Below are 13,353 nucleotides of genomic sequence, written 5' to 3'. Positions count from 1 at the left end.
CACGTCCTTTGCGGCGCAGTAGGCGGACACCCGGGACAGGTCGGGCATGACGACGCCTACTCTTCGTCCCCATTCCTGTCTTTCTTCCTGTCCTTGTGCTTCTTCTTTTTCTTCTTTTCTTTCTTGCGCCTGCCCTCGCCGAATTCATCGGCGTCGTCACCGTGATCGTCGGGGATCTCTTCGTCCTCGAACACCTTCATTGCCTCGAGTTCTTGCGCTTCCAGCGCCGTGCGCTCGGCGGCCTCCTGTTCGCGTTGCTTGCGATAGTCTTCGTAGGCGTCGAAGATCAGATGCAGCCACGGCATCACCTGGTCGATCGACGGCAGCTGGCCGGCCGGTCCGGCTTCGCCGCGCGGGCCGGCAGGACCTTGCTGACCCGGCTTGCCCTGTGGCCCGGCTTCGCCACGCGGGCCTTGCGGCCCCGGTTTGCCCGCCGCCCCCGCCTTGCCCGGCGGTCCCGGTTTGCCGCGCCCGCCATCGGGGCCGCGGCGACCGGGATGGCCCTGCGGACCGGGGCGGCCGGGCTCACCTTGCTTGCCGCGTGGACCGAGCGGTCCCTGTCGTCCTTGCCGGGGGCCTGAATCGTCCGCCACGCGCTGCTCCTTTGTGCTGCGATTCACGAGGCTTCTTAGCAGACGTGCGCTTTGCCCAGCAATTACGGCGCCGCTCACTGGCGGGATTGATCAACATCAATCGACGGCGCGTGCACGACGGTATTGCTTGAGTGCAGTCGGCTGATGGAGCGAAGCGATGAGCGGCGGTTGGAAAGTGGTCTGGCTTGCGGCAGCCGCCGGCACGTTCGCTTTCGTGGCAGCGCGCATCCTGGTCCCGGACGTGGTTCCGGTTGGCTATGCCGACGAGCCGCAGTCGTCCTGGGCAGTGCTGACCGCCTTTGCGCTGCGCGCCATCGAGCTTGTGAGCTCCTGGGTCGCCGCCATCGCGCTCTGCATAATGGCGGCCGCGAAGCTTGGCCGCATCATATCGCCCGGTAGCCGCCATCGGCCATCACGATCGAGCCCGTGACATAGGACGACAGATCGGACGCGAGGAAGATCGCGGGCCCGACAATGTCCTCCGGCTTGCCCGCGCGCCCGAGCGGGGTGTGATCGAGGAAGGTCTGCACGAGCTGCGGATTGGTGGCGCGCACATGCGCATTCAGCGGCGTCTCGATCAGCCCCGGGCCTATCGCGTTCACTCGCACGCCAAACCTGCCGAGATCCGCCGCGAGCGCACGGGTGAAGCCGAGCACGCCATGCTTGGAGGTGGTGTAGGCCGGTGAGTTCGGCGTGCGCACATGCACGAAGGACTGGATCGAGGCGATATTGACGATGCGTCCCTTGCTGCCGCGCAAGGGGTCAAGGAACGCGTGCGTCACGTTGAACACGCCGTTCAGATTGATCGCCATGATGTCCTGCCAGTCCTTGATCACGGCGTCTCGTTCGGCGGTGAAGGCATTGCGGCGGTTGATGCCGGCATTGTTGACGAGGATCGATACCTGACCGACCTCGGCCGCGATCCTTTTCGCAACCGCATTGCAACCCTCGCGGCTCGTCACATCGAGTGCAAAGCTTGTAGCGGTACCGCCGGTCTCGCGGATCTGCCCGGCGGCCTCCGCTGCGCCGTCTTCGTTGATATCGAGCAGCACCACCCGCGCGCCCTCCCGCGCAAAGCCCGCAGCGATCGCCTGTCCGATGCCGGACGCGGCGCCGGTGACGACGGCGAGGTGTTTTTGAAGCAGCGGCATGGCGTGTCCTCCGTTTATTCGTTCAATTTTATTGAAAAGCTAACTCAAATTCGAGCGGCTGCAAGGGCCGGGTATATACGTTCTCCGTGTTCACTCCCCGCCGGGATGAACGAGCAACTGAAACATTGGAAGGTCTCGGTCGAACGCCTGGTGTCGGCGACCGAGATCGACTGGCCGGAGGCGGCGCGGCTTGCGACCGCGATCGCAGGCAATGCGGAGGATGCCGTGTTGCGGCAGGCGGCGAAGCAGGCGATCCCGATCCTGCGCAATGCAGCGCAAGGCAGCGACGATCACGGCGTCAGGCCCGGCGCAAGGCGGCGGTTCCTGATTCTGTTCGACGTGCTGCAGCAACTCGCCACGCCGCGCTTCGGCATGCGCCGCGCGCGGCCGAAGCCGCTGACGCCGGAAGAGCGCGCCCGCAAGATGCTGCATTTGCCACTTGGCAAGAGTCTTGCGGTGCCCGAAATCCGCCAGGCGTTCCGCCGTGCCGCCAAGATGGTGCATCCGGACGCCGGCGGCAGCGAGGAGGCGTTCCGCGAACTGATCGCGGCGCAGGACATGCTGATGCATCCCCGCGCCCACAAGCACTAGCTAGGTCCGGACGCAATTGCTCCACCAAGTGAACGCGGCGACCAAGAGGATGGCGGATAGGAGGTGTCGGCTCGTTTGTCGTAGCCGGCCGCGATACGTCTGAAATCCCGGAGGCGGCGGAACATGCGTTCGATAAGGTTGCGGCCTGGGCTTTAGTGTCAGATCTGTGGGGCTGTCTGCGGGTTGCAACCGACCACGCGGGCTGTTGGCATCCGGGCGGCTTGGCCGGGACGACGGTGAAGGTATGTGATTTTTCTCGTTACACGTGCTTGCTTTTTTCGTCGTGATTCCGGTCGCTTGGCTACAATCGCAACCGTTTCTGACAAACTGCAACAGGGCTGTAATGCAGCCGCCTCATTCATTGATCTCTCGGGCGTCGAGCGGCTCCAACAGCAGGTGCCGGTCAAGAAAAAGCGCTGCCAGCGCAGTGACGCCATTTCCGATGGGGGAACGCTTATGCAACGGCCCGGAATGGATATGGTCCGGTCTGATGCAGATGATCGCGCGTAGGAAATGGTTGAATGGATAGCCTGCTATCACGGCTGTTCCTGCTGCTTGCCGTGGCCATGCTGCCTGCAATCGCGATACAGGCATACAATGAAGTCGACCTGCGCCTCATGCGCCAAGTTGAAGTGCGGGACCAAGCGCTCGGCCTCGCCAAGCTCGCCGCAGCGGACCAGGAGGAGATCGTCCAGGGTATTCATCAGGCCCTGATCGCGCTCTCCGAGCTTCCGGCGATAAAGGCGAAGGACGTCGAAGGATGCAACGCTTACCTTTCCAGGATCAAGGAAAGATATCCGGGGTTCATCGTGTTTTTCGTGAGCGACATGAACGGCAGCCTTTTCTGCAGATCAGGCGGAGAGCGCAAGCCAGTTACAATCACCGGGCGGCCCTACTTCAACAGTGTTCTGACAACCGGCAAATTCACAGTCGGAGAGTTTGAGATCGGTCGGGCGACCGGTCGCAACTCCGTTCACTTTGCGCTACCATTCTACGGTGACGATGGCCGCATGGGTGGCGTCGTCGTAGCAGCTCTCAGCCTCGAGTGGCTGACCGACCACATCGCGAACGACTACATCGCGAAAAAGAGCGTTCCGGCGGGAACCGCACTCGCCATCACGGACCGCAACGGAACATGCCTCGCTCGCTACCCTGATGACGCCCGGTGCCCCGGCAAGAGAGTGCTCGCAGGCAAAGACCCGACGCTCTACAACGGGACTGTAGCGGACATGGTCAACTTTGACGGCGTGCGAAGAATCGTCGGCTTCTCCGCCGTGAAGGTTGATCTACTTGTCAGCGTCGGCCTCGACAAGGCGCAGGCTTTCGCCAAGATCGAACGTCGCACGCAGCGCGACGTGTTGTTGATCGCTCTGGGCACTTTGATTGTGTTGAGCCTAACGGCGTGGGGCGTCCAACGATTCGTCCAGCGCCCCTTTGGGAAGTTGGTTGACGCTGCGAACCAATGGCGGCTCGGTGAATTTGCGCGCCGTGTGGACATCCGGGGCAATTCGGAAATTGCGCGGGTCGCCAACGCGTTCAACTCCATGGCCGACGCGCTGGAGCACCGTGAGCATGAACTGTCCGAAGCAAGGGAGCAGTTCCATCAGAGCCAGAAGATGGAGTGCGTCGGTCAGCTCACCGGTGGTGTCGCCCACGACTTCAACAACTTGCTCACGGTGGTCTCCGCGAATCTCGAACTCATCGAGGATGCCGGCAATTTTGCCAAAGCCCGGCAGTTCGCTGCGGCCGCGCTGCGTGCCGTCGATCGGGGGGCAAAGCTGACGGCGCAGCTTCTCGCATTCTCACGACGACAGGTTTTGAACCCAATACCGGTCAATGCAAACCAGCTTGTGTCGGAGTTCCAGGGGCTCGTTCGCAACGCCGTCGGGGAAGCGTGCCAGGTCAAGGTGCAAACCGATGAAGGACTGTGGCTGTGCCATGTCGACCCGGCGCTGCTGGAGACCGCGCTCCTCAACCTGGCCCTGAACGCGCGCGACGCAATGCCGAATGGCGGCGTACTCGAGATCGAGACGAGGAACATCGTTGTGGAGGAAGGGGGCGCGGCGGGGTGCTTGCCCGGATCGTACGTCACGCTGTCCGTCAGAGACACCGGTTGCGGGATGCTCCCCGAGGTTAGGGCTCGGGTGTTTGAGCCCTTCTTCACCACCAAGGAGGTTGGCAAAGGTACCGGGCTCGGCCTGAGCATGGTTTACGGCTTTGTCCGTCAGTCCGGGGGGCACATTGTCATCGAAAGCGCGCTGGAAAAGGGGACCACCGTCACTCTCTACTTACCCAAAGTGACGCAAGAGCCTGATGCGGAGATCGAATGCATCCAACCCCAAGCGGTGCCGGCCGGTTCGGAGCGAATCCTGGTTGTCGAGGACAATCACGATCTTCTGCACCTCACGTCGGCGATGCTAAGCAACTCGGGCTATCAGGTGCGTTGCGCCCAGAACGGCGCGGAAGCACTTCGAATGCTCCAGAGCGAAGAATTCGACCTCTTGTTGAGTGACATCGTGATGCCAAGCGGGATCAACGGCATTGAGCTTGCCCGCGAAGCAAGGCGACTGAACAAGGACATCAACGTTCTGCTCAGCTCGGGCTACTCGGGAGACGTGTTGGAACGACATCGAGCTGTGGGCGAGTTTCCGATTATCGACAAACCGTTTCGCATGACAGAATTGACGGTGCGCTTGCACTCAATCCTCCACGAAGGCTAAAGCATGATCCGGAAAAGTGTGTAGCGGTTTTCCGAAAAGATCATGCTCGACCAAAGACCTAAAGCGCGATGACGATTCAACCAAATCTCATCGCGCTTTAGTGCGCGCTACGCGTTGACCGCGGCGTGAATGGCGCTGCAGTGTCGGACGATATTGTCGTGCGCGGTGACGAATTGCTTCAGCGGCGTGTCGATATCGTAATAATAGATGTTGGCGATGAAGCCGTAGATGGCGGCATCGATGCTGGTGGGTGACGCGCCATGGACATAGCCATCGGCAGGGATCAGTTCGGCCAGCGCCGAGAGATCGGCGAGGCCGCGCGTCATCGCGGCGTCCGGTTCATATCGGCCGATGCCCTGGTAGTAATAGCGCTCGGCATTGAACGCCTTGGCCTTGGCGAGGCCTTCCTCGGTCAGGCTCGGATGCTCGCGCAGCAGCGCGTCGCGGAACAGCGGCCAGTAGCGCTCGTCCTTCCAGCGCGAATAGGACATCACCCAATAGAGGTCGTCGAGCATGCGGGTGACGAGCAGGTTGGTGGTGCGCTGGGCCGGCGTCAGTGCGGCGTCGATAGTCAGGCGATATTTCCGCGTGATGAAAGAGAGGATGGTTTCGCTGTCGCCTACGATGTCGCTGCCGTCGACGATATAGGGCAGCTGGCCGCGCGGCGCCTTGGAGGCGTCGAAAATATGCTCGTGCGTGAACGGGACGCCGGCGAGCTTGAGAAAGGCAAACACCTTCAGCCCGTAGCCATTGTTGTCGGCCACGCCGAACAGCGGGGGATAGGAATAGAGCGTGAGCATTTGCGTTTCGCCTTCTAAAAATTACGGAGTCGGTGCAGGCTGGATGGAGCGGAAGCGAACTCTGCTATCTTCGCCCTCGCAAAAAACAGCGGTCGGCTTCGCTTTACCCAATCCGTGGCGCCTCACTTCGCAAGCGACGCCACGGCCTCGATCTCGATCAGCATCCTCGGGTCGGGGAGCGCGTGCACCACGCAGGTGGTGCGCGCTGGATAAGGCGCAGGCCCAAACGCGCCGGCATAGAGCGCGTTCATGGCGGCCACGTCAGACGCGCGGATCAGCAGCACATTGACCTTGACGAGATCGCGGATATCGGCACCGGCCTCGCCCAATACGCGGCGGATGTTTTTCACGACATTGCTGAACTGCGCCTCGAATGTTTCCGGCAGCGCCCCGTTGTCGTCAAAGCCGGGAATGCCCGAGACGAACAGGAGATCGCCCACGCGGGCGGCGAAAGAGAGTGGCGGGGCTTTGATGTTTGACGGCGGCGGGAAGTGCTGGATTTTCGACATGACGGCCTCTGGCGCTAAGGGTGAGGGGACCGCCGCGAGGCGCGAACGCAGATGGGGCAGCGGTCACGGCCGCAATATTGCTCCTTTCATCCGCTTTAGGCCAGCGTCGCGAATGGATTTTGTCCCTCGAAAGCTTCGTCTAGATTGAGCGGGACCGATTCGTTTTGTCTCACGCCATCTCAGCAGTCATTCCAGGAGAACCTTATGAGAATTCCATCCCTGCTCCGCGCCGCGCTGGTTGCGCTTGTCGCCTTCGCCGGCCTCTCCGCCGCCCGCGCCGACGAGGGCACCGTGTCGCTCGTCATCTACAAGGCGGGATGGATCATCGGCGGCTCCGGCGGCCATGGCGTCCTAAATTTCCGCGGCCGCCGCTACGCGCTCTCGACCGGCGGGCTCGACTACGGCCTCGTCTTCGGCGGCTCCAAGACCATCCTGCGCGGCCGGGTCAGCAACATCAACTCGCCTTCCGACGTCGCCGGCGTCTATGGCGCGGCCGGCGCAGGTCTGGCGGTCGGTGAGGGTGCCCGCGCGATCGTGCTGACCAACCAGAAGGGCGCCGTGCTGGAATTATCGGGCCAGCAGGTCGGGCTGATGGCGAATGCGGATTTGAGCGGGCTTGCGATTACGATGAAGTAGCGATGGAGCGGGGTCGGCAAAGGCGCGCCAGCGCCGCGCCTACCATCCGGAAATTGTTTCGAGATGGTGCGCACGCTTCACTTTGCTCACTCTACGATCTGATCCAATCCGCCAGTTCTTTCCACGGGTCGATGGTCCAGCTTCCAGAGGCCGCGCCGGACGGCGACGACAACACGAATATTTCGGGGAAGTTCTCGCGAGATCGCTGGCGCCCCAGAATTATCGCGTTCGTTGGCTTTTCATAAAAGAAGCTCGCAGCCTTTTTGCTGGTGAATGCGATCGATCTGGGTTGAAACCTTTGAATCTTTGATTTGAAACCAGCGATGTCGATCGGATGATCGGCAATTTCGTGGTCCATACCCGCAGCAGCTTTGCAGAGATCCGTGAAGCCGAAACCGAGATTCAGCAGGGATGGAAATTCACGCGGTTCATACAATCGAGGCGTCAGACCTACCTGATGAATTGTTCTCCAAAAGCGATTGCCGGGATGCGCGTAGTAATGACCCACGGCGGCTGATCTTTGGCTAGCCGCCGTGCCCACGAAAACCAAACGAAGATTGTCCTGAAGTTGATCAGGAAGTCTTTCTATCGGTTTGGCTGCGCTGCTCACAACGCCCGATTGCTCTCCCTCACCTTGTCCGCATCGAGATAGACGTTCGATCCCATCTCCTTGAACTTCTCGCTCATCTTCGCCATGCCGTCCTCGATGGTGCCGCTCATCGACATCCCCACCGCCGACGGATCATTCAGCGTCGCCGCATAATCGCGGACATCCTGCGTGATCTTCATGGAGCAGAACTTCGGGCCGCACATGGAGCAGAAATGGGCGACCTTGTGGGCTTCCTTCGGCAGCGTCTCGTCGTGGAAGAGGCGGGCGGTGTCCGGGTCGAGACCGAGGTTGAACTGGTCGACCCAGCGGAAGTCGAAGCGTGCGCGGGAGAGCGCGTCGTCGCGCAGTTGTGCGGCGGGGTGGCCCTTGCCGAGATCAGCGGCGTGGGCGGCGATCTTGTAGGTGATGACGCCGGTCTTGACGTCGTTGCGGTCGGGCAGGCCGAGATGCTCCTTCGGCGTGACATAGCAGAGCATGGCGCAGCCGAACCAGCCGATCATGGCCGCACCGATGCCTGAGGTGATGTGGTCATAGCCCGGCGCGATGTCGGTGGTCAGCGGCCCCAGCGTGTAGAACGGCGCCTCGCCGCACTCTTTCAGCTGCTTGTCCATGTTGATCTTGATCTTATGCATCGGCACATGGCCGGGGCCTTCGATCATGACCTGGCAGCCCTTGTCCCAGGCGATCTTCGTGAGTTCGCCCAGCGTCTCCAGCTCGGCGAACTGCGCGCGGTCGTTGGCATCCGCGATCGAGCCGGGGCGCAGACCGTCGCCGAGCGAGAACGAGACGTCATACTTGCGCATGAGGTCGCAGATCTCATCAAAATGGGTGTAGAGGAAGCTCTCCTTGTGATGCGCGAGGCACCACTTGGCCATGATCGAGCCGCCGCGCGAGACGATGCCGGTGACGCGATTGGCGGTGAGATGGATGTAGGGCAGGCGCACGCCGGCATGGATGGTGAAATAGTCGACGCCCTGTTCGCACTGCTCGATCAGCGTGTCCTTGTAGAGCTCCCAGGTCAGCTTGACCGGATCGCCGTCGCATTTTTCCAGCGCCTGGTAGATCGGCACGGTGCCGATCGGCACCGGCGCGTTGCGCAGGATCCATTCGCGGGTGGTGTGGATGTTGCGCCCAGTGGAGAGGTCCATCACGGTGTCGGCGCCCCAGCGGATCGCCCATACCATCTTGTCGACCTCTTCTTCGACCGACGAGGTCACCGCCGAGTTGCCGATATTGGCATTGATCTTGGTGAGGAAGTTGCGGCCGATGATCATCGGCTCCAGTTCGGCGTGGTTGATGTTGGAGGGGATGATGGCGCGGCCGCGCGCGATTTCCGAGCGCACGAATTCCGGCGTGATGAAGGCCGGCACCGCGGCGCCAAAGCTCTCGCCATCGGCAAGCGCGGCTTCGGCGCGCTCCAGCTGCGTCTTGCGGCCGAGATTTTCGCGCTCGGCGACGTAGATCATCTCCTTGGTGATGATGCCGGCGCGGGCGAATTCGAGCTGCGTCACCTTGTGGCCGTCGCGGCCGCGCAGCGGATTATGATAGGCGGAGAAGGCGCGCGCAGCCTTCTCGGCGGAGACATTGCCGTTGTCTTCCGGCTTGATCACACGCCCCTGATATTCCTCGACGCCGCCGCGCTCGAGCACCCAGGCTTTGCGGTTGCGCGGCAGGCCCGCGTTGACGTCGATGGTCGCCTGCGGATCGGTATAGGGGCCGGAGGTGTCATAGACCGGCAGGTTCGGCTCGCCGGCGCCCTCGGAGAGGATGATCTCGCGCAAGGGCACTCGCAGATCTGGCGCAGCGTCGGGGGTCGCAAAGATCTTGCGCGAGGAGGCCAGCGGTCCCGTGGTCACGGCGGGCAGGGTGGTGTCGGGATTGGAGCGAATGTTCATGAGATCCTCCTTTTAATTCTTAATGGCGTCGTTCCGGACGGACCGCCACGGGCGGTCTGATCCGGAACCTCGAGGTTGTGGCGCGAGACTCCGGATTCGCTCGCTGTCGCGAGTGCCCCCGGAATGACGCCGGTGAGAGTTGATCATCACGCCGCCTCCTTCTGCACGTCGAGCCAGGCACGCACGCGCGCATCGGGATCGGCGTTCTGGGTGACGTCGGAAACCACGGCGATGGAGTCGGCGCCGGCGGCGAAGATCTCCGCGGCGTGCTCGAGCTTGATGCCGCCGATCGCGACCAGCGGGATCTTGCCGATCCGCTTCTTCCACTCGGTGATCTTCGGAATGCCTTGCGGCGCGAAGCGCATCGACTTCAGCGTGGTGAAGAAGATCGGACCCAGCGCGACATAATCGGGCTTGGCGCGCAGCGCGGTCGCGAGCTCCTCGTCGTCATGGGTGGAGACGCCGAGCGTCACACCCGCGTCGCGGATGGCCTTGAGGTCGGCATCGGCGAGGTCCTCCTGGCCGAGATGCAGATGCGTCGCACGCGCCTCGATCGCCGCGCGCCAGTAATCGTTCACCACGAGCTTCGTCGGCGTGCCCTTGGTCACCGCCAGCGCCTCGCGCACGATCGCGAGTGCATCAGCGTCGTTCAGATTCTTTGCGCGCAGCTGAATCGTGCCGACGCCAAGCCTGGTCAGCCTTGCGACCCAGGCGATGCTATCAACGACAGGGTAGAAGCGGTCAGGATACGGCATGCCAGAACGGGGTCCCAACGACTGGAGTGGAAGGAGAGGCGAAATCGCGCGCATTCATCAGCCCGGCCTCGAAGGCGGCGCGGCCTGCCTCGATGCCGAGGCGGAAGGCGTTCGCCATGCCGACGGGGTCCTCGGCCTTGGCGATCGCGGTGTTGAGCAGCACGGCGTCATAGCCGAGCTCCAGCGCCTGCGCCGCGTGCGAGGGGGCGCCGATGCCGGCGTCGACCACCAGCGTGATATCGGGCAGGCGGTCGCGCAGCAGCTTCAACGCATCGCGGTTGGTGATTCCCCTCGCGCTGCCGATCGGCGAGGCCCAGGGCATCACGACCCTGCAGCCGGCATCGACCAGCCGCATCGCGACCGACAGGTCCTCGGTGCAATAGGGGAACACTTCGAAGCCATCCTTGATCAGGATGGCGGCGGCTTCGACCAGGCCGACCACGTCAGGCTGCAGCGTGTCGTTGTCGGCGATGACCTCCAGCTTGATCCAGCTGGTGCCGAACAATTCGCGCGCGAGCTTTGCGGTGGTCACCGCCTCGCGCACGGTGCGGCAGCCGGCGGTGTTCGGCAGCACGGTGACGCCGAGCTCGCGGATCAGCTTCCAGAACGCATCGCCCGTCTTGCCACCGGCAGCCTCGCGTCGCAGCGACACCGTGACGATCTGCGCTCCCGAAGCGCGGATCGCGCTCTGCATGATCGCAGGCGAGGGGTACAGCGCGCTGCCGATCAGGAGGCGGGAGGAAAAGGATTTGCCGTAGAAGTTCACCATTGTATCAGCTCGCTCAGCTCGTCGGAACGTTGGAAGCGGATTTCGCACGCTCGCCTTCATTCCCGTCATTCCGGACGGTCCGCGATACGCGGAGCGATCCGGAATCTCGAGGTCGTGGCGCGAGATTCTCCGATGTGCAATTGCACATCGTAGTTCGATGCTTCGCATCGCCCCGGAATGACGAGCAAGACGGTCGCCGTCTCATCCCATCACCCTCCCTGCCGCGGCGTGATGATCTCGATCTCGTCGCCGCTCTTGAGCGTCGTGTCGGTCCAGCGGCTTTTCGGCACCACGTCGTAATTCAGCGCGATCGCGAAATGCGTGCCTTCATATTCGAGCTCGCTCAAGAGCGTGGTGATGCTGTCGGCCGCGATCTCGCGGCTCTCGCCGTTGACCGTCACGCGCATCGCATCACCTCATTGTCGATCTGTCCGCGCTGGACATAGCCCAGCGTCAGTTCCGCCAGCGCCGGCGCGATCAGGAAGCCGTGGCGATAGAGCCCGTTCACGTCGATGCGATTGTCGCGGGCGATGGTGATGCGCGGCAGATTGTCGGGGAAGGCGGGACGCAGCCCCGAGCCGAACTCGATGATGCGCGCTTCGGCAAAGGCCGGATGCACGGTGTAGGCCGCGCTCAACAGCTCCAGCGCCGAGCGTACGCTGACGCCGGTGTCCTCCGCCTCGATCGAGGTCGCCCCCAGCATGAACAGATGATCCTCGCGCGGGATCACGTAAAGCGGCCAGCGCGGATGGATCAGCCGCACCGGGCGCGACAGCGTTACTTCACTGGTTTCGATCAGGATCAACTCACCCTTGACGCCGCGCAGCTCCGGCTGATCGTCACGCGCGGCGAGCCCGCGGCAATCGATCACGAGGCCCTCGACGTCGTCGGCAGAGACATCGCTGTCGAACTTGATGGTGCCGCCAGCGGCGATGATGCGCTCATGCAGCTTCGGCAGCACCCGCCGTGGCTCGACATGGCCTTCGGCCGCGAAGAACAGCCCCTCGCGGAACCGCCCTTCCAGCGACGGCTCAAGCGCAGTAATGCCGGCCGCATCGAGCCGCCGATGGTCGCTGGTCAATCGCGCAAAACGCTCGAAATCGTTGCGGTCGCGCGGATGCGCTACCACCAGCGAGCCGTTGAACGGGGTATCCGGCAGCTCGCGCCGCCACAAATCGAGCGCGCGCAGGCCGAGCCGGCTGATGAGGGGCTCGGCGACCTCGCTCTCGCAATAGGGTGCGAGCATGCCGCCGGCCCAGTGGCTGGTGGAGAGCATCAGGTTCGCATCGCTGCGCTCATGCAGCGTGACGTCGTGGCCGGCCTGCGCGAACAACAGCGCGTGCCAGGCTCCTGCAACGCCTGCGCCTATGATGGAAACGGACGATTCCGTCCGCGGTCTTCTCAACTGGTGCATCCCTGTCCCTTCGCCGGCATGACCCGGATCAGGTTCAAAGGGTCACCGCGGTCTTTCAGGTCTGCCCCATCCTTAAATCAAGGTCTTGGGATCAGGCCCTCAAGGGTGCGGTATCTCAGCTCCTCATCGGAGCTCCCCTCGGAACAGTCACTAATGTAGACCGATGTGCCGGCCTGTCAACGCTGCCTGAGATCAATCAGCTGCAACGGCGCCTGGGCGCGAGCGTCGATGGCGCGTCGCGCGCTGCGACGCCGCGGTGCAGCAGGCTCCGGCGCCGGTTGCGGATTGCCGAAATTGTCGAATGCCTGGCCGCTCGCGTAAGCCAGCCGCTGCCGCTTTGCGACCTCGTAATACCCGGCCGCATAATAATGGATGGCTCGCGCGTGGTCGCCATTGGCGGCGCGGTAGGCGCCGGCGAGGTATTTCACCGCATAGGTCAGATTGGTGTTGGGATCGCGCAGGCCCGCAGCGTCACCGGTGTAACCCATGCTGCGCGCGGTTGCGAGCTTGATTTGCATCAGCCCGATGGTGCCGCCACGGCCGACAAGTTGCGGCTGGTAGCGGCTCTCGCGGATGATCACCCGATGCACCAGCGCCTCCGGCACATTGTTGGCCTGGGCATGCTGCGCGATCAGCGCGTCGTATTCGGAGCCGGCCTGGGCCATCGCTGGTGCGGCGAAAGCGGCGACAACGGCCAGCGCGGCCAGCGAGAGCTTGCGTTTCATCGGCAGTGATATCCTGCGCTGTTAACCTTTAGAACACCCAGGTTCCGCCATTGATCGCCGAGTGTGGCCAAAAGCTGGCAGGATCGGGCGCGACCTACGGCAAAACTGCAGAGCGGGTTTACCCATAATTATAGCCTGACATGCTTCGATCGGCCGACGCAACCGCGTCCTGATCAGGCAGGCCT

Annotated in this window: 15 protein-coding genes and 1 riboswitch; of the genes, 4 read left to right on the top strand and 11 right to left on the bottom strand. The window is 62.8% G+C overall.

The genetic code is table 11. From position 1 onward, the window contains the following. Positions 1–56 precede the first annotated feature (56 nt). Positions 57–593, bottom strand: a complete 537-nt coding sequence (locus tag A3AI_RS0124795) for a collagen-like protein (protein WP_024518179.1) — start codon at positions 591–593, stop codon at positions 57–59. A gap of 157 nt (positions 594–750) precedes the next feature. Here A3AI_RS0124795 and A3AI_RS0124790 point away from each other — a divergent pair, with 157 nt between their 5' ends. Further along, entirely contained in the window at positions 751–1,023 is a 273-nt protein-coding gene (locus A3AI_RS0124790; RefSeq protein ID WP_024518178.1) for a hypothetical protein, read from the top strand. On the opposite strand, the gene A3AI_RS0124785 is transcribed toward A3AI_RS0124790, so the two are convergent. Then, complete coding sequence (locus A3AI_RS0124785; protein WP_024518177.1) at positions 977–1,744, bottom strand: SDR family NAD(P)-dependent oxidoreductase; 768 nt, start codon at positions 1,742–1,744, stop codon at positions 977–979. The genes A3AI_RS0124790 and A3AI_RS0124785 overlap by 47 nt on opposite strands. 105 nt (positions 1,745–1,849) lie before the next feature. Between A3AI_RS0124785 and A3AI_RS0124780 the strand changes: the two genes are divergently transcribed. Both A3AI_RS0124780 and A3AI_RS0124775 read left to right on the top strand, forming a co-directional pair. Continuing rightward, entirely contained in the window at positions 1,850–2,335 is a 486-nt protein-coding gene (locus A3AI_RS0124780; protein WP_024518176.1) for a hypothetical protein, read from the top strand. 521 nt (positions 2,336–2,856) lie between these two features. Further along, complete coding sequence (locus tag A3AI_RS0124775) at positions 2,857–5,055, top strand: hybrid sensor histidine kinase/response regulator family protein (RefSeq protein ID WP_024518175.1); 2,199 nt, start codon at positions 2,857–2,859, stop codon at positions 5,053–5,055. 107 nt (positions 5,056–5,162) lie between these two features. On the opposite strand, the gene A3AI_RS0124770 is transcribed toward A3AI_RS0124775, so the two are convergent. Further along, the gene (locus A3AI_RS0124770; RefSeq protein ID WP_024518174.1) at positions 5,163–5,855 is read right to left on the bottom strand and encodes a glutathione S-transferase C-terminal domain-containing protein; all 693 of its coding nucleotides are present in this window, start codon (positions 5,853–5,855) and stop codon (positions 5,163–5,165) included. 122 nt (positions 5,856–5,977) lie between these two features. After that, the gene (locus tag A3AI_RS0124765; protein ID WP_036049466.1) at positions 5,978–6,364 is read right to left on the bottom strand and encodes a RidA family protein; all 387 of its coding nucleotides are present in this window, start codon (positions 6,362–6,364) and stop codon (positions 5,978–5,980) included. A gap of 204 nt (positions 6,365–6,568) precedes the next feature. Between A3AI_RS0124765 and A3AI_RS0124760 the strand changes: the two genes are divergently transcribed. Beyond that, on the top strand, positions 6,569–7,000 hold the full coding sequence (locus A3AI_RS0124760) for a lipid-binding SYLF domain-containing protein (RefSeq protein WP_024518172.1): 432 nt from the start codon (positions 6,569–6,571) through the stop codon (positions 6,998–7,000). Positions 7,001–7,091: 91 nt separating this feature from the next. Here the strand turns inward: A3AI_RS0124760 and A3AI_RS0124755 are convergent, their stop codons facing one another. The 7 genes from A3AI_RS0124755 to A3AI_RS0124725 form a co-directional block, all read right to left on the bottom strand. Beyond that, on the bottom strand, positions 7,092–7,610 hold the full coding sequence (locus A3AI_RS0124755; protein ID WP_245286949.1) for a mismatch-specific DNA-glycosylase: 519 nt from the start codon (positions 7,608–7,610) through the stop codon (positions 7,092–7,094). After that, positions 7,607–9,505: a phosphomethylpyrimidine synthase ThiC gene (thiC, locus tag A3AI_RS0124750; protein WP_024518170.1), complete on the bottom strand. Its 1,899-nt coding sequence runs from the start codon at positions 9,503–9,505 to the stop codon at positions 7,607–7,609. The genes A3AI_RS0124755 and thiC overlap by 4 nt, the downstream gene beginning before the upstream one ends. Before the next feature lie 146 nt (positions 9,506–9,651). Beyond that, positions 9,652–10,260, bottom strand: coding sequence for a thiamine phosphate synthase (locus A3AI_RS0124745; RefSeq protein ID WP_024518169.1), 609 nt, complete (start codon positions 10,258–10,260; stop codon positions 9,652–9,654). After that, positions 10,247–11,029, bottom strand: a complete 783-nt coding sequence (locus A3AI_RS0124740; protein WP_024518168.1) for a thiazole synthase — start codon at positions 11,027–11,029, stop codon at positions 10,247–10,249. The genes A3AI_RS0124745 and A3AI_RS0124740 overlap by 14 nt, the downstream gene beginning before the upstream one ends. Positions 11,030–11,238: 209 nt before the next feature. Next, on the bottom strand, positions 11,239–11,436 hold the full coding sequence (thiS, locus tag A3AI_RS0124735) for a sulfur carrier protein ThiS (protein WP_024518167.1): 198 nt from the start codon (positions 11,434–11,436) through the stop codon (positions 11,239–11,241). Next, a complete protein-coding gene (locus A3AI_RS0124730; RefSeq protein ID WP_502685764.1) occupies positions 11,427–12,434 on the bottom strand; it encodes an FAD-dependent oxidoreductase in 1,008 nt (335 codons plus the stop codon). The genes thiS and A3AI_RS0124730 overlap by 10 nt, the downstream gene beginning before the upstream one ends. Beyond that, a riboswitch (TPP riboswitch) is annotated at positions 12,432–12,592 on the bottom strand. Its footprint overlaps the gene before it by 3 nt. Positions 12,593–12,619: 27 nt before the next feature. Beyond that, entirely contained in the window at positions 12,620–13,168 is a 549-nt protein-coding gene (locus A3AI_RS0124725) for a lytic transglycosylase domain-containing protein (RefSeq protein WP_024518165.1), read from the bottom strand. Positions 13,169–13,353: the final 185 nt, after the last annotated feature.

Source organism: Bradyrhizobium sp. Tv2a-2, from assembly GCF_000472425.1.
Lineage (GTDB): Bacteria > Pseudomonadota > Alphaproteobacteria > Rhizobiales > Xanthobacteraceae > Bradyrhizobium.
This window is presented reverse-complemented; position numbering and strand designations above follow the sequence as displayed.